This is a genomic window from Paraburkholderia sp. BL9I2N2 (genome assembly GCF_004339745.1).
Taxonomy (GTDB): domain Bacteria; phylum Pseudomonadota; class Gammaproteobacteria; order Burkholderiales; family Burkholderiaceae; genus Paraburkholderia.
The window spans coordinates 456,900-473,351 of sequence record NZ_SMGP01000004.1; the positions used below are offsets into that span (position 1 = coordinate 456,900).

Below are 16,452 nucleotides of genomic sequence, written 5' to 3' on the forward strand. Positions count from 1 at the left end.
CTCCCTGGGAATGGACGTGATGGCACGAATTCCAAAACTCACAACGACGCTCGCCTACGACCGCTACATGGCGGGCCAGAAACTGGTGTCGAGCGTGGATCGCCCGTGGCGGCACCTGGTGCTGCGTTCCTATCTCGAACCGGCCGAGCAGGAACTGCTGGAAGCGCCCGGCTTGCAGGACCTCACGCTGATGACCCTCGCGAGCGGCGCCGAGCACCTCGAGCGCAACCTGAACGGGCGCTGGGAAAGCGCCGATCTGCGGATGGGCGACGTCTGGTTCGTGCCGCCCGCGCCGATCTCGTGGCGCTGGCGTTCGATCAGCGATGAGCCGCTGTCGACCGTCCATTTGCACATCGAGCGCAGCCTGATCGACAGCGTCGCCGATCAGATGGAGCTCGGCGGCTCCCGCGAGCTGTCGCTCGGCGACGCGATGCGGTTTCGTGATCCGTTGATCGCCGCGATGCTTGCTGCATTGCATCGCGCCGCCGCCGATCCGGCCGACTCGCGCCTGTATGTCGATGCGCTGGTTCACGCGCTCGCCGCGCACCTGTTGCAGCACTATTCGCGCGGCCGCCCCGCGCTGGCCGGATTGCTGGCGCGCCCGGAACGCCTCGTGCCGCGCCGGATCCGCCGTGTAACCGATTACATTCGCGCCAATCTCGCCGAGGATCTGGCGATCAGCGAACTGGCCGCACAGGCGGGGTTAAGCAGCTTTCATTTTGCGCGTGTGTTTCGCCGCGAGACCGGCGAGACGCCGCATCAGTACGTATCGCGATTGCGGCTCGAGGAAGCGGCGCGGCTATTGCGTGCCACCGATCAGACCGTGCTGCAGATTGCGATCGCGGTTGGTTTCGAGAGTGCCAGTCATTTCTCCGTGCAGTTCAAGCGTGACTACGGCGTGACACCGCTCGCTTACCGGCTGCGCGGCTGAAGTACGGATTGCGCGGCTGGAAGTGGCCGGCTGGTCAGCCCGGCAATCGCGGGACGGCGGCGGACGGTTCGAGGCAGTCCGATGAGTACACTCGGAGCCTCGCCGCTTTCGCCGCCGGGCAATGCTGCGGCCCCTGTCTCTGACGGCAGACAGGGTTGGGCCGCCGGACGGTACAGTCCGATGAGCCGCCTTGGGAATCACGCACTTTGCGCAGTGTGCTGCGCATTGCGCGGCTTGCAAACTACGAACTTTCGTGGCGCTCGGGCGGTTGGACCTGGCATGCGTGTGCCGTTGTGGCTTGCCGGGCGGTATTCGCACAAGAAAACAGTACTGGTCCAACTGGCCTGACCAGTCGAACGGCAACTGTATCTGTCGAAGCCTTGCATCGGACGACAGAATGATGTGCCTACGGCCTGGCTCCGCCTTGCGTCAAACCTCCGACCGACCACTCCATTCACCTCACACTGGAAACCTGGCGATGACCCGACTCCGAATCACCTCCTGTGGCCATGTCTTTACCGCCGAAACCCATCCGGACGCGCCGCAAACCGTGGCTGCCTTCCTGAAGCTCCTGCCGTACCGGCAGAAGATCATTCATGTGCGCTGGAGCGGCGAAGGCTGCTGGGTGCCGCTTGGCGACTTCAAGCTCGAGAACGACGGCGCGGCGGTCGGCTTCGAAAATCACACGAGCCATCCGTCGGTCGGCGACATTCTGTTCTACCCCGGCGGCTACAGCGAAACCGAGATCATTCTCGCGTACGGTTCGTGCTGCTTCGCGAGCAAACTGGGACAACTCGCGGGCAATCACTTCCTGACCATTGTCGAAGGCAAGGAGAAGCTGCGCGAACTCGGCACCAAGGTGTTGTGGGAAGGCGCGCAAGACGTATTGTTCGAAAAGATCTGAAGCAGTGGCGCCGGGTTGCGCAAGGGGGAGACGTTCGGGCGGCTCTTGAGGGGACTTTCTTTGTGAGACCCTCACGGAGGCTTTCTTTGCGGCGCACTACTGCGGACGCGTCCTAACCCTGGTTAATTTTTATTCCATAAATCGCGCATACTGGAGGCGCCCGGGCGGCTTGTGAAGCGCTCACCTTCTGCCTCCTGAGCGCGGTTTGCAGTCCATGCGGACGCGTTAGGTACGCTCCGAAAGCAGTTCTTTGGAGCCGGCGCGGAACACCTATTTTCGCCGCCATGCGGCGCCAGGTCTCGCACATGACGGACTCGCACGTACTGCCGCTTACCGCTTTCGCCACACAGTTGCGCCTGCAACAGGTCGATCTGACCGAACGCTGGATGAAGGCCGTCTTTCACGACGCCGAATTGACCGAATCCGACCGGCTGACCTACGAGCAACTGGCCGATCACATCCCGAACATCCTCGACGAAATCTGCAGCGTGCTGGAGAACCAGGATCTCGACCATGTCGAGAGCGCGATCGAACGCGACGCGCGCCTGCACGGCAAATTGCGCTGGAAGCAGGGCTACCGGATCGACGAACTGGTGCGCGAGCTCGATCTGTTCCGGCAGATGCTGACCGGCGCGATCGTCGAATTCAGCGAGGCCCGGCCGTATTTCACGCGGCGTCATGAGGAGCGGGCGCGGCATTTCATCGACGAAGCCGTCAGCTTTGTCACGCTGACCTCGATCCGCGAGGTCGTCAACGAGCGCGACCGGAAGATCGACGACTACACCGGACGCCTCGAACGCGCGAATCACGAACTGACGCTCAAGCAACGGCTGGTCGGCGATCTGTACGAGTCGCGCATGCAGATCACGCGTAGCGTCGTGCACGATTTGCGCAACTTTCTCAACGTGTTTTCGATGGCGCTGCAACTGATCAGCCGCGCGCCGTCCAAGGTCGAGACCGCGCTCGCGCTCGCGAACCGTCAGGCGGCCGATATGAAAACGCTGGTCGACGAACTGGTCGAATACTCGGTCGTGCTCGGCGACGACAGTCCCCTCGTGCTGGAAACCTTCGCGCTGCGCGAGCTGTTCGACGAACTGGTGATTTCGTGCGAAAGCGCGATCGAAGCGAAAGGGCTGCGCCTTCTGACTGCCTTCGACGGGGCGTTGGATGTGGTCGTCTCCAATCGACTCAAACTCAAGCAGGTCGCGCTCAACCTGTTGACCAACGCGGCCAAATACACGAAGGCCGGTCAGGTCGAATTGAGCATGACGGCCGCGGAGGACGATCGCTGGCGCCTGCGCGTGTCGGATACGGGGGTGGGCATCGGCGCGTCGGACCGGGAACGCGTGTTCAAGGAGTTCGAGCGCGCCGCCGATGACGACGTTCCGGGCGCCGGCCTGGGCCTCGCGATCGTCAAGGAACTGTGCCGGGTGCTGGAGGGCGAAATTCGTTTCGACTCGCAGGAAGGCGAAGGGACGATCTTCGAGATCAGTTTTCCAATGCGCTTGCAGGCGGTGGATGGGTGATAGCGCTATTCGGCGTTTGTCCGTTTAAGGGTTTGGGCCGTAATTCTTAATTGACCAATCCATTATTTAAGAATAACTGAACCTCCACTTAATCCGGCCTAATGCACAGTCCGTGCACATTGAGACGTTTGGCATTTCGCGTCTTAAATGGACTACGCCTTTGAGCTAATTCGAGCTAAAAAATAGCTTTTAAGAATTTGCCGTATTCCGCGTAATCGGGGCATGGCGGCAAACTGTGCGCTTCGCTTTTGTCGGCCAAGTGAAAGCGCAATGCCATCTCAAGTTTTTGCTGATCTCTCTTTAATAGTTAGGATGACATAAGAAAAATCTTGGCGTACGAGGCTTTAAGAAAAAGATTGGGAGGAATGTTGAACAAGTCTTATAGGACCGTATGGAACAACGCGACCCGCACCTACGCGGCGGCGTCCGGGGTGGCGAAAAGTCGCGGTGCGAAAGGGGCTTCGGTACGCGGGGCGCTGATGGCCGCCGGAACCAGTCTGTTTGGCGTCCTGGTGGTGGCTTCGCCTGCGAGAGCGGCGGAGGAGTCGCCCAACCCGATCATGAATGCGCCTGTGCAATGGGATGTCGACACGCTGACGACCGTCTCCCAGCCGCCCGAATCCGGCGCGGCCCGTTCGAAAACGCTGACTCTGGGAGCCGCCGCGTTGACGGACGCAGTACCGGTCACCCAATACATTGCTGTGAGTTCGTTCACTACGCCGGCTTTGACGACGTCCGCGTCGGGGGGAGAAAACGCAATGGCGATTGGCGTCGGTGCGATGGCCATCGACGACAATGCGCTCGCAGTCGGTACGAGTTCCGGCGCTGCGCGTAGCAACACGACCGCGGTCGGCGCGGGCGCAGCAGCGTTGGCGCCTTATGCGACGGTGGTGGGCGCCGGCGCGACGTCCAACTATTTCGCCGAGAATGGTGTTGCAATCGGCTACATGGCAGCCGTTCAGAATGTCAACGCGGTGGCTATCGGGACAAACGTCCAGACGGACGCCGTAGACTCGATCGCAGCCGGCAGCGGTGCCCGGATCACGGCGGCCGCAGCGAAAGCGATCGCGTTCGGTTCCGGCTCGAAAGCTACCGCAGCGGGTTCCGTAGCGCTCGGTGCGGATTCCGTCGCGGACCGGTCGAATACCGTCTCAGTCGGCAATGCCACGCTGCAACGGCAGATCACCAATGTTGCAGCCGGTATCCAGGGTAACGATGCCGCTAACGTCACACAGTTGAAGGGCATGGCGGCCGTACTGGGAGGCGGCACGGACGTCGCCGCTGACGGAACGATCGCAAAGCCTGTCTACAAAGTCAGCGGGAAGATATACAACGACGTCGGCTCCGCGCTCGCGGCCGCCGTCACGACCAGCACTCAGGCCAGCGCGGATTCTGTCCAGTACGATTCGAGCTCACACAGCGCCGTCACGTTGGGCGGCGCCGCCGCGCCGGTTCGGCTCACCAACGTGCGCGCCGCGAATCTCGCTGCCAACAGTTCGGACGCCGTCAACGGCGCGCAGCTGTTCACCACGAATCAGGCCGTCGCGCAGAACACGGGCAGCATCACGAACCTCGATCAGCGCGTTACGGATAACACGACGAACATCAGCAATCTCGACCAGCGCGTCACGGATAACACGACGAACATCAGCAACCTCGATCAGCGCGTCACCGACAACACGACGAACATCAGCAACCTCGATCAGCGCACCACGACGATCGAAGGCGACGTGAACAACATCACCAACCAGATCACCAATGGCGAGATCGGGCTCGTTCAGCAGGATCAGACGTCGCGTAATCTCACCGTGGCGAAAGGCACGGATGGCGCCCGCGTCGATTTCACCGGTACCGGCGGCGCACGCGAGCTGACCGGGATTGCGGCGGGCACCACCGATGCATCCGCGGTCAATCTCGGCCAGTTCAAACCGATGGTGGCCGCGTTGGGCGGCGGCGCCCAGATCAACGCCGATGGTTCTGTGACCGGCCCGAGCTATCACATGCAGGGCGGCACGCAAACCACCGTCGGCGACGCGCTCGGCTCGCTCGACAACGGCCTCACCACCTTGCAGCAGAACATGGCGACCGGCGGGATCGGCATGATCACGCAGGATCCGGTGTCGCGTGTCATCAATGTCGGTGCAATCACGGACGGTAACCTGATCAACCTGGCCGGCACGGCGGGCAACCGCGTCGTCACAGGCGTGGCAGCCGGCGCGGTCGCTCCGGCCAGCAGCGACGCGGTCAACGGTTCGCAACTGTATGCGCAGTCGGCGGGCACGGCGGTGGCGCTCGGCGGCGGGTCGACCGTCAACGCGGACGGTTCGGTGACGGCGCCGTCGTATCGCGTGGGCGGCACGGTCGTGAACAACGTCGGTAGCGCGATTACCAACCTGGACGGCCGCGTCACGCAGAACAGCAGCGACATTGCCGGCCTGCAGACCACCGTTGGCAACCTTGGCGGGGCGGTCGCGAATGCGGTGCAGTACGACAGTTCGGCGCATGACAGGATCACGCTAGGCGGCACGGCGGCCAATGCGCCGAAAGTACAGCTGACCAATCTGCAGGACGGCACGCTATCGGCCACCAGTACCGATGCAGTGACCGGTGCTCAACTCTGGAACACCAATCAGACTGTCAGCAGTCTTAGTCAGCAGGTCAACGTGGTGCAGAACAGTCAGACCACGGGCAGTCCCTATGTCGCCGTCAGCAGTTCTGGTAACGCGGCTCAGGCGATCGGCAACGGTTCGGTGGCGATTGGCGGCGGCGCCAAAGCGTCCGCGCCGAACTCGGTGGCGATCGGCGAGGGGTCGGTAGCCGATGTGACGAACACGGTGTCGGTCGGCTCGTCCGGCAGCGAGCGCCGCATCACCAACGTCGCGGCAGGCCAGACGCCCACCGATGCAGTGAATATGCAGCAGTTCCAGGGCGGCCTGAGCAACATAGCACGCGCCGCCTACACCGGAACGGCGTCCGCTATTGCATTGACCATGGTGCCGGAAGTGGACGCGACCAAAAATCTCGCGATCGGTGTCGGAACGGCCGGGTATAAGGGTTATCAGGCCGTAGCGGTCGGCGTGTCGGCGCGTGTCACGCAGAACCTGAAAGTGAAGCTGGGTGCCGGCATTAGCTCAGCCACGACGACAGTGGGTGCCGGTGCGGCCTACCAGTGGTAACGCAAGGGGGTTATTCGCCGCACCCGAGCGGCGCGGGCATCAATTCCGCGACGACCGCGCTCACGGCCGGCGCGCCCGTCCCAATGGCAACAGGGAGACGGGAGATCGGCGCGTTTGACATGCGCCGGTAGACAGTCAGCGAGTCATGCTCGCTGCAAGCACCCCGCGCGCTGAACGCGCGGGGTTGCCATACGACATTTACTTGAAGAGCTTCATCGCCTGCGAGAGCGTATTGACCACGCCCCATGCCAGCGGCAGCGTCACATACAGCCAGAAGACGGCGACTTTGGCCTTGCTGGTCTGATTCCCTGCTCGAACGGTCGACATACGAGTCTCCTTAAGCGCCTTTGGCGAGTTGTGCGTCGGTCATGTGGTGCTTGTCGTCCACGCGCTTGACCAGCAGGTTGCAGACGAAGCCGACTACAAGCAGCACGGCCATGATGTGAACGGTCATCGTGTAGGCGTCCGCCTTGGCGACGCCTTGCGCGACTTCATAGGCGCGAATGTAGTTCACCAGCACCGGACCCGCGACGCCCGCCGCGGCCCACGCCGTCAGCAGACGGCCGTGAATGCCGCCGACGAACGCCGTGCCGAACATGTCGGCGAGATACGCTGGCACGGTGGAAAAGCCGCCGCCGTACATCGTCAGGATCACGCAGTAGGCGAGCACGAAGAGAGCGATGTGACCGGACGCAGCGAAGCCCGGCACGAGGTAATACAGCACCGCGCCGAGCGCGAAGAAGATGAAGTAGGTGTTCTTGCGGCCGATCCAGTCCGACGCCGACGCCCACACGAAACGGCCGCCCATGTTGAAGAGCGACAACAGGCCGACGAAACCGGCTGCCGCGGCTGCCGACACCGTGTCCTTGAAGCTCTCCTGAATCATCACCGAGGCCTGGCCGAGAATGCCGATGCCGGCCGTCACGTTCAGGAACAGCACGAGCCAGATCAGATAGAACTGCGGCGTCTTCAACGCCTGATCGATATGCACATGGTTGCGCGAGATCATCTTGCTCTGGCTGGTGGCGCCCGGCGTCCAGCCGGCCGGCTTCCAGTCCGCCGGCGGCACGCGGATCGCGAGTGCGCCAATCGTCATCGAGATGAAGTAGGCGATGCCGAGCACGACGAACGTCTCAGCCACGCCGATGCTGGTTGCGCTTCGGAAGTGGTTCATCAACGCCACCGACAGCGGCGCGGCGATCATCGCGCCGCCGCCGAAGCCCATGATCGCCATGCCGGTCGCCATGCCGCGGCGATCCGGGAACCAGCGGATCAGCGTGGACACCGGCGACACGTAGCCGAGGCCCAGCCCGATTCCGCCGATCACACCGTAGCCGAGATAGAGCAGCACGATCTGATGCAGATACACGCCGAGCGCGGAAACCAGGAAGCCGCCGCCGAAGCAGCATGCGGCGGTAAACATCGTGCGGCGCGGGCCGACGCGTTCGAGCCACTTGCCGGCGAAGGCCGCCGACAAACCGAGGAACACGATCGCCAGCGAAAAGATCCAGCCGAGCGATGTCAGCGACCAGTCATCCGCGCTGGATTGCGTAATGCCGATGACCTTGGTCAGCGGGCCGTTGAACACCGAGAAGGCATACGCCTGGCCGATACAGAGGTGGACGGCAAGGGCCGCAGGCGGAACCATCCAGCGCGAAAAACCTGGCTTCGCAACGGTGGCCTGTTTGGAAAAGAAGGGGGCGGAGCCTGAATTCCCGCTAGGCTCGGTGATACTGCTCATGGTCGGTCTCCGGGGTGACGAATTAGTTGTTATCGGCGCTTCACACCAATGCTTTAGGTCTCGCGGCGTAAAAATTGTGGTTTTTGGTGCCGTCGATATATGTAATTAAGGTGCATATGGTGTGCACGAATTCGCGCCAAAATCAGCTTCGTCGAACGATAGGGCGCGATCAAGCCCTTGGCAATATGAGATGCAAATACATAAGGTGTTTGCCTGGTGAAACACGACCGTAATTTGTCGAATTGCGGCTTGGCAATGAGGCTGTCCGAAATAAGCTACCGAACGCTCAAAGCAAAGCGGGCCGGCAATGGCATCTTTCGCCACGCCGGCCCGCTTATCAGTGATCGAGGGAAACTCAGTCGACGGTGCGCCCGGTCTTCATCTTGGCCGCCACGAGCACCGAGATCAGGCAGCCGACGGCCAGATACGCCGCCACCGGATGCCACGAGCCGCCGGCAAAGCTGACCAGCGCCACCGCGATGAACGGCGTGAAGCCGCCGCCGACCACGCTCGCCACCTGATAACCCACGCCCGCGCCGCTGTAGCGGTACTCGGTGCCGAACAGTTCGGTGAACATGGGCTGCTGCACGCTCACCACCATGTCGTGCGCGATGTTGGCGAGCATGACGGCGAACACCACGATCCACACCGTCGAGCGTGCTTCGAGCGCGAGGAAGAACGGCACCGCGCTCAGCATGCCGACCAGCGCGCCGACGATATACACGCGGCGGCGGCCGAAACGGTCTGCCAGCAACGCGAAGCACGGAATCGTCACGCAACTCAGCGCGCCCACCAGCAGACCGATGGTGAGGAAGAACTCGCGCGGCATGTGCAGATTGGCCGTCGAGTAGTTCAGTGCGAATGCGGTCACGATATACATCGTGAACAACTCGGCCAGACGCAGTGCGATGATCAGCAGGAACGCCTTCGGGTGGCGCAGCAAGGCTTCGACGATCGGCAGGCGCACGCTGCGCTCACCGTGCTTGCCGACTTTTTCGACGAACTCCTTCGACTCTTCCATGCTCGAGCGGATCCACAGCGCGATCAGCACCAGCACCACGCTGAACAGGAAGGGCAGGCGCCAGCCCCAACTCAGGAACGACGCGTTGTCCATCGAACGGCTGATCAGCGCGACCAGTCCCGTCGAGAGCACGAGGCCCACGCCGTAGCCGACTTGCACGCCGCTGCTATAGAACGCTTTCTTCTTCTCCGGCGCGCTTTCGACCGCCATTAATGCCGCGCCGCCCCATTCGCCGCCCACCGCGAAGCCCTGGATCGCGCGCAGGGTCACGAGCAGCACCGGCGCCCACCAGCCGATGGTGGCGAACGACGGCAGCAGGCCGATCGCGGCGGTCGACAGACCCATCATCATCACCGTGAGCACCAGCATGCGCTTGCGTCCGAGCCGGTCGCCGTAGTGTCCGAACACGAAGCCGCCGAGCGGACGGAACAGAAAGCCGACGCCGAAGGTGGCGAACGCGGCCAGCGTGCCCATCGCCGGGCTGACTTTTGGGAAAAACTCGGAGTTGAAAACGAGCGCGGCGACGATGCCGTACAGCAGGAAGTCGTACCAGTCGACCACGGCGCCGACGAAGCTGCCGAGCGCCGCCTGGCGGGCCTGGCTGCGCGCCTTGCGGTTGTCGACCGTTGCGGCCGTCGGGATGGTGGTACTCATGACAATGTCTCCTTGAAATTCTCGGGCTGCTGGGGACGGGCGACAGACGCAGGGCTGTGGCCGCTCCCGATCGATTGCAGGATGTGCGAAGGTTAATGATGCGGAGTCGATCCCACAATCCGCATCCGATAGAAATTGCGCGATCATCGGACGCGACTGCGCGCATAGCGCGCGTTTTGCGCGTTTACACCGAGCGCCATGCGTTCGTGCATGGCGATAAACCATCGGGAAGCAGCCCGTGCTACCGTGAGGATGTAATCCTGAAAACAACAGTTATTGATATACTACATACGGAATATTGATTTTTGCGGCAATGCAGCATATGATTGAGTCATTCCTTCACTCAATCATTCGGAGTTACAAATGGAATTTGTTCCTCTTTCGCTGTTCGCCGCTGCTGTTGTTGGTTTAGGCTCTGCCGCCACTGTGCTGTTGACCCGCTGGATTCCGCGGCCGGTCGCCCAGCTTGCAGCGCAACATGGCCGCTTTGTCGGTCTGGGCGAGCAACGCGTGGCAGTGGCAACACCGTATCGTGCGCATGTTAAACAAGAGGCGATGAATGTCGTCAGAACTTCAAACTGAAACAGTGGCCACACCGTTGACGTTGTCATTGCAGCCGATCGGCGCGAGCGCGAGCTTGCGCGATCAGGCGTATGCGATGCTCCGCCAGGCCATTGCCGACGCGGACATCTATCAGAACCGCGAAGAAATCCGTCTCGACGAGCGGGTGCTGAGCGAGTCGCTCGGCGTCAGCCGCACGCCGGTGCGCGAGGCCATGACGCTGCTCGAACAGGAAGGTTTTCTGCGCATGGTGCCGCGGCGCGGCATCTATATCGTGCGCAAGAGCAAGCGCGAAATCGTCGAGATGATCCAGATGTGGGCCGCGCTCGAAAGCATGGCGGCGCGTCTTGCCACGCTGCACGCCACAGACGAGGAAATCGCCCGTCTGCGCCACATGTTCGACAACTTCCGCGACGCCACGCCGGCTGAGCACATCGCCGAGTATTCGGACGCCAATATCGCGTTTCACCAGGCAATCGTCGAGTTGTCCAAGTCGCAGATCATTCTCGACACAATCAAGAACATCTTTATCCACGTGCGCGCGATTCGCCGCATGACCATTTCGCAGAGCGACCGCGCGTCGCGCTCGATCGTCGATCATCTGCGCATTATCGAGGCGCTGGAGCAGCGGGATACCGAACTGGCCGAGCGTCTCACGCGTCAGCATTCGCTGGATCTGGCCGCCTTCGTCGAGGCGAATTGCGATTTTCTGGACTGACGGCTGGCGGCCCAAGGGGCGTCTGATTGGCAAGTTGAACAAGAAGGGCCCGCGGTGGAGACACCGCGGGCCTTTTTTGTTTGCCGCCAAACCAACGTGGCGTGGGGCCGCGCGAGCGATGCGGGATAAACCTCGCTTGACGGTCTTAGAAATATGGTATGTGATATATCAAACGACGCGAGACAACAACCGGCCTCGGTGTTTTCCCTCGAATCGAGGCGCCGGGATCGGCACTTGTCCTCGTAACCCTTAGCAGACAAGCAAAAGCAGCAGAACACGAGCCATGAGCATCTGGAAATCCCGATTGATCGAATCTGATATATCACATACGGTATGGTCCAGCTGAGTGGAGTGCAAGGTCGAGACTGTTCGAAGCGGGCGAGTTCACCGATAACCCTTTTGCGTAACCGATTGACCCAGGAGTCGACTATGTCTGCAGTTGTGTCATCCCTGCACCCAGCCACGGACACGATGCGCGTGCTCACGCTCGAGCAGGAGGTGCGCAGCGCCAGCGCCTTGCCGCGCGCTGCCCTCAAAGTGACCCATCGCACCGGCCGCCCGGCGGTCGTGAGCATCTGCGCTGACCCGAGCCAGTACGCGCTGGGGAGCCGCAACCAGACCACATACCAATGAGCCACCCTTCAGGAGACAGGACATGAGCAAAGCACTCGACGGTGTGCGCATTCTCGACTTCACGCATGTGCAATCCGGGCCCACCTGCACGCAGCTGCTTGCATGGTTCGGCGCGGATGTGATCAAGGTGGAGCGGGCGGGCGCGGGGCGACATCACGCGTGAGCAGTTGCGCGATATTCCCGATGTGGACAGCCTCTACTTCACGATGCTCAACCACAACAAGCGTTCCGTCACGATCGATACGAAGAATCCTGAAGGCAAGCAGGTGCTCGAAGCGCTGATCCAGAAATGCGACGTGCTGGTGGAGAACTTCGCGCCGGGCGCGCTGGACCGCATGGGCTTCACGTGGGAGCGGATTCAGGAGTTGAATCCGCGCATGATCGTCGCGTCGGTGAAGGGCTTCGGTCCTGGGCCGTACGAGGACTGCAAGGTCTACGAGAACGTCGCGCAATGCGCGGGCGGTGCGGCTTCGACCACCGGCTTCGACGACGGCCCGCCGGTCGTAACGGGCGCGCAGATCGGCGACAGCGGGACCGGCTTGCATCTGGCGCTCGGCATCGTCACGGCGCTTTATCAGCGCACCCACAGCGGACGCGGTCAGCGCGTACTCGCCGCGATGCAGGACGGCGTGCTCAATCTGTGCCGCGTGAAGCTGCGCGATCAGCAGCGGCTCGAACGCACCGGCGTGATGAAAGAGTATCCGCAATATCCGAACGGAGAGTTCGGTGAGGCGGTGCCGCGCGCGGGCAATGCGTCGGGCGGCGGTCAGCCGGGCTGGATCCTGAAGTGCAAGGGCTGGGAGACGGACCCCAACGCGTATATCTACTTCATCACGCAGGCGCCGGTGTGGGCCAAGATCTGCAACGTGATCGGCAAGGAGGAGTGGGCCACGGATCCCAACTACGCGACGCCCGCCGCGCGTCTGCCGCACCTGAAGGATATCTTCGCCGAGATCGAGCGCTGGACCATGACGAAGACCAAGTTCGAGGCCATGCAGATTCTCAACAAGTACGACATTCCGTGCGGACCGATTCTGTCGATGAAGGAAATCGCCGAGGAACCGTCGTTGCGCAAAACCGGCACGATTGTTGAAGTGGATCACCCGACACGCGGCAAGTATCTGACGGTTGGTAATCCTATCAAACTGTCCGACAGTCCGACCGAGGTCACGCGCTCACCGTTGCTCGGTGAACATACCGACGAAGTCATGGCCGAACTCGGCTATTCGCCTGAGCAGGTCAGTGCATTGCGCACTGCCGGCGCGATCTAGGCCTGATCCAGGCAAATACGGAGCGACGAATGGATACATGGATGCGGTTCATGTCGAGCGACGGCGGCGTCGTGTTCGGCCGTGTGGAAGGTGGCTATCTGCACGAATACGAAGGTCTGGAGCACCCGGTGGCCACTGGCGCCGTGCTGTCGACTCGCGCACTGATGCCGCTCGCGCCGTGCGCGCCCGGCAAGGTCGTCGCGTTATGGAACAACTTTCACACGCTGGCGGCGAAGCTCGACAAGCCCGTGCCGGCGCACCCGCTTTTCCTGTTGAAGCCGGCGGGTTCGGTGATCGGCTCGGGTGAGCCGATCAGGCGGCCGCTCAGCTATGCGGGCAAGATCGCCTATGAAGGCGAACTCGGCATTGTGATTGGACGGCGCTGCCGCGATGCAAGTGTCGAAGAGGCGGCCGAAGCGATTTTCGGCTACACGCTCGTCAACGACGTGACCGCTGCCGATCTGCTGAACGAAAATCCGCACTTTCCGCAATGGTGCCGGGCGAAAGGCTTCGATACGTTCTGCTGTATCGGACCGGCGATCGTCTCCGGTTTCGACTGGCAGCAAGCGCATCTTGTCACGACGCTCGATGGCGTCGAGCGGCAGAACTATCCGCTCGCCGACATGGTTTTCTCGCCCGCCGAGCAGGTGAGTCTGATCTCGCAGGATCTCGCGCTCGAGCCGGGCGACGTAATCGCGTGCGGGACGTCGGTCGGCGTCGGCTCAATCAAGGATGGCGCGACGGTGTCGATCACGGTCGACGGGATCGGAACGCTGAGCAATACCTTGGGCGCCGCGCGCGCAGTCGCCGCGGAGGGCGCGGCGCCGATGGTGGCAGGCGCTGTCTGAACGGTTGACCGATTGTGCGATGCGTTGGCATCGCGCCCATGTATTCCGACACGGAGAAGCGCGCATGCCGCTAGCGTATGACAGTACCGTGTGGTGTTCGCTGGCTGTGGTGTTGGCTTCCGTGCTGGCCGTTGCGCTTGCCGCGGTCGGGCAACTGCCGCTCGAACGGCGACCGAAGCGCCGGCCTGACTGGCACGCCGGTGCATTGGCCGTCGCGCTCGCGGGCCTTTTCGCGGCCGGCATGGGCGCGAGCAACGGCGTGGTCGGAGCGGCGGTGGCGGGCGCGGTGCTCGGCGCGTGGCTGGTGCGCCGGCGCAATCTGACACGGCGCCCGCGCCTCGTTGCGCTGTTGGGCAGCAGCATGGGGCTCGCTGTCATGTCGGGCGGCTTCGCGCGTTATCTGTCGTCGGCGGCGCAGGCGAATGTCGAGCGCGTCGAACTCTATGTCGCCGTGTTCATCGGCGCGCTGATCTTTGCCACCTCGGCTATTGCGTTCTGCAAACTGCGCGGTGCGTTGCAGCTCGGCGCGGCGGTGCGGCCGGGGCACGGCATCGTCAACCTGCTTGCGCTGATGCTGTGCGGGTGGCTCGGCTACGGATTCGTCACGGAACATGCGCAGCCATTCGGGCTCGCCTCGCTACTCGCGATGAGCGCGCTCGCTTGTGCGATGGGTGTGCATCGGATGCTCAGCCGCGAGTATTCCAGCGGCCACGAGCATGGCCACGATTCAAGCGAGCTTGCCTTTGCCGCGCGTTGCCATAGCTTGACGATGGGCAAGCGCGGCCTGTTGGCACGAATCGAATGGCACGGTGGAGAGGACCAGGCCTGGACGCTGCGCGACGTAGCGCAACGTAAGGTGCGCACGGCAGCTTATCCGCATCGTCGAAATGGAAGCCATGGCGTGAATGCGGAACGGCGGCAACGTGCGTGCGCCGGCCACCGGCCGGCTCGCGCTACGACACGGCGCACGCCATGAATGCACACATGCGTCGAACGGTAGGCACGACGGCGCGTCGCGGGATCGTGATCGCGCCGACGTCCTCAGTCGCCCGTCTCGGCGAACTCGCTGAAGTACCGAGCCTTTTTGTGCAGAATCATTTGAGCGAGAAAGTCGGCGTCGTAGGCACGGTGCAGATGGGCGTGAAACCGCTCGATGTAGGCAGTAATTCGAGCCGCCTCGCTGTTGAATTCCTGGAGTACGTCGAGCGTGGCGCGATCCCAGCGGAAGCGCAGGCCGAGGTCGCTGAAGGCGGCGTTGTACGCGCTCAGGTGGGCGTCGTCGGGATGGATCGCGGCAACACGAGCGGTGTGCGCGCTGGGCTGGGACTCAACCGAAGCGTGATTCATGATCGGCCTCCTGGGCTGACGAGTGATGGAACTCGCTTGCAGCATAGAAGTCCTGACGAATTTGCAATAGTTAAAGTTTCATTGGGTCTCCATAGCCTACTGCTTATACACGCTCAATTCCTTGACGCGCGTGATCTTCTCGATCAGATTCGCGCCTTCTTCCATCAGGAAGCGTTTGAAGGCGACCGCAACCGGCGGCAGCCGCTTGTTCTTGCGATGCACCACGTACCAGTTCAGCATGACCGGAAAGCTCTCGACGTCGAGCACGACCAGATGGCCGAGCTGCAATTCGAGGCTGATGGTATGCGCGGACAGGAAGGCGATGCCCATGCCCGCGATCACGGCCTGCTTGATCGTCTCGGTGCTCTTGATCTCCATGGCGATCTTGAGGTTGGCAAGACGCCCGGCGAAGCCTTCTTCCATCGAATTCCACGTGTCCGAGCCGCGCTCCCGCACGATAAACGCTTCGCTCGCCAACTGGCTGAACTTGATGTTGCGCTTGTTTGCGAGCGGATGCGTGGGCGCCGCCACGATCACATACGGGTGCGGCGCGAACGGCTCGTTGGTCGCGTCGGTCTCGTGCGGCGGGCGCACCATCACCGCGAGGTCGGTCTGGTTGGTGGCGAGCTGATGCAGCAGTTCCTCGCGATTGTGCACGGCGAGGTTGAGCACGACGCCCGAGTAGCGGCGCGTGAATTCAGCGAGCAGCCGCGGAAAGAAGTAGTCGCCGGCGCTGATCACCGCGACATTCAGCTTGCCGCCGGAGACGCCTTTGAGCTGACTCATCGCTTCGTCGACTTCGTGGAACTGCTGGATGATCGCGCGGCTGTAGTGAAGCATTTCGGTGCCGGCCGGCGTCAGATAGATTTTTTTACCGAGTTGTTCGAACAACGGCAGCCCGGCGTGTTCTTCGAGTTGCCGGACCTGGGTGGAGACGGCCGGCTGTGTGAGGTGCAATTCCTCGGCGGCGCGCGAGAAGCTCAGGTGGCGCGCCACCGTTTCGAAAACCTTCAGTTGCCGCAGAGTCGCATTCCGCATCGTCATGACCGATGTATAAGCAAATGTGAATCAACATAATAACAAACTTTAATTATTAGTAATTCAGCAATGACCCTAGCATG

General features: G+C 62.2%; 14 protein-coding genes and 1 pseudogene. 10 read left to right on the forward strand and 5 right to left on the reverse strand.

Going from position 1 to position 16,452, the window contains the following annotated elements; genetic code table 11:
- The first annotated feature begins 19 nt into the window (after positions 1-19).
- The 4 genes from B0G74_RS38350 to B0G74_RS38365 all read left to right on the forward strand — a co-directional run bounded on the left by B0G74_RS38350 (position 20) and on the right by B0G74_RS38365 (position 6,537).
- On the forward strand, positions 20-931 hold the full coding sequence (locus tag B0G74_RS38350) for an AraC family transcriptional regulator (RefSeq protein ID WP_132382066.1): 912 nt from the start codon (positions 20-22) through the stop codon (positions 929-931).
- Between the two features lie 478 nt (positions 932-1,409).
- Positions 1,410-1,835: a DUF3830 family protein gene (locus B0G74_RS38355; RefSeq protein ID WP_132382068.1), complete on the forward strand. Its 426-nt coding sequence runs from the start codon at positions 1,410-1,412 to the stop codon at positions 1,833-1,835.
- 305 nt (positions 1,836-2,140) lie between these two features.
- Positions 2,141-3,361: a sensor histidine kinase gene (locus B0G74_RS38360; protein WP_132382070.1), complete on the forward strand. Its 1,221-nt coding sequence runs from the start codon at positions 2,141-2,143 to the stop codon at positions 3,359-3,361.
- Between the two features lie 365 nt (positions 3,362-3,726).
- Entirely contained in the window at positions 3,727-6,537 is a 2,811-nt protein-coding gene (locus tag B0G74_RS38365) for a YadA-like family protein (RefSeq protein WP_132382072.1), read from the forward strand.
- Between the two features lie 198 nt (positions 6,538-6,735).
- Here the strand turns inward: B0G74_RS38365 and B0G74_RS38370 are convergent, their stop codons facing one another.
- From B0G74_RS38370 to shiA, 3 genes are all read right to left on the reverse strand, one after another.
- Positions 6,736-6,864, reverse strand: a complete 129-nt coding sequence (locus B0G74_RS38370) for an oxalate:formate antiporter (RefSeq protein WP_132382074.1) — start codon at positions 6,862-6,864, stop codon at positions 6,736-6,738.
- 10 nt (positions 6,865-6,874) lie between these two features.
- Positions 6,875-8,278 (reverse strand): OFA family MFS transporter, encoded by a 1,404-nt coding sequence (locus B0G74_RS38375; RefSeq protein ID WP_132382076.1) that lies wholly within the window; start codon positions 8,276-8,278, stop codon positions 6,875-6,877.
- A 355-nt stretch (positions 8,279-8,633) separates the two neighbouring features.
- Complete coding sequence (gene shiA, locus B0G74_RS38380; RefSeq protein WP_132382078.1) at positions 8,634-9,953, reverse strand: shikimate transporter; 1,320 nt, start codon at positions 9,951-9,953, stop codon at positions 8,634-8,636.
- Between the two features lie 363 nt (positions 9,954-10,316).
- On the opposite strand from shiA, the gene B0G74_RS38385 reads away from it, so the two are divergent.
- The 6 genes and pseudogenes from B0G74_RS38385 (at position 10,317) to B0G74_RS38410 (ending at position 14,960) form a co-directional block, all read left to right on the forward strand.
- Positions 10,317-10,535 carry a hypothetical protein gene (locus tag B0G74_RS38385; RefSeq protein WP_132382080.1) on the forward strand — a complete coding sequence of 73 codons (219 nt, stop codon included), beginning with the start codon at positions 10,317-10,319 and terminating at the stop codon, positions 10,533-10,535.
- Positions 10,513-11,232 carry a GntR family transcriptional regulator gene (locus B0G74_RS38390; protein ID WP_132382082.1) on the forward strand — a complete coding sequence of 240 codons (720 nt, stop codon included), beginning with the start codon at positions 10,513-10,515 and terminating at the stop codon, positions 11,230-11,232. Before B0G74_RS38385 ends, B0G74_RS38390 begins: the two co-directional genes overlap by 23 nt.
- Before the next feature lie 429 nt (positions 11,233-11,661).
- Positions 11,662-11,865 carry a hypothetical protein gene (locus B0G74_RS38395; RefSeq protein WP_132382084.1) on the forward strand — a complete coding sequence of 68 codons (204 nt, stop codon included), beginning with the start codon at positions 11,662-11,664 and terminating at the stop codon, positions 11,863-11,865.
- Positions 11,866-11,887: 22 nt separating this feature from the next.
- Positions 11,888-13,136: pseudogene (gene frc / locus B0G74_RS38400) on the forward strand (formyl-CoA transferase).
- 29 nt (positions 13,137-13,165) lie between these two features.
- Positions 13,166-13,984, forward strand: coding sequence for a fumarylacetoacetate hydrolase family protein (locus tag B0G74_RS38405; protein ID WP_132382086.1), 819 nt, complete (start codon positions 13,166-13,168; stop codon positions 13,982-13,984).
- Positions 13,985-14,048: 64 nt separating this feature from the next.
- Entirely contained in the window at positions 14,049-14,960 is a 912-nt protein-coding gene (locus tag B0G74_RS38410; protein WP_132382088.1) for an NAD(P)(+) transhydrogenase (Re/Si-specific) subunit beta, read from the forward strand.
- Positions 14,961-15,025: 65 nt separating this feature from the next.
- On the opposite strand, the gene B0G74_RS38415 is transcribed toward B0G74_RS38410, so the two are convergent.
- A complete protein-coding gene (locus B0G74_RS38415; RefSeq protein ID WP_132382090.1) occupies positions 15,026-15,331 on the reverse strand; it encodes a hypothetical protein in 306 nt (101 codons plus the stop codon).
- 96 nt (positions 15,332-15,427) lie between these two features.
- Complete coding sequence (locus B0G74_RS38420) at positions 15,428-16,375, reverse strand: LysR family transcriptional regulator (protein ID WP_132382092.1); 948 nt, start codon at positions 16,373-16,375, stop codon at positions 15,428-15,430.
- Positions 16,376-16,452 lie beyond the last annotated feature (77 nt).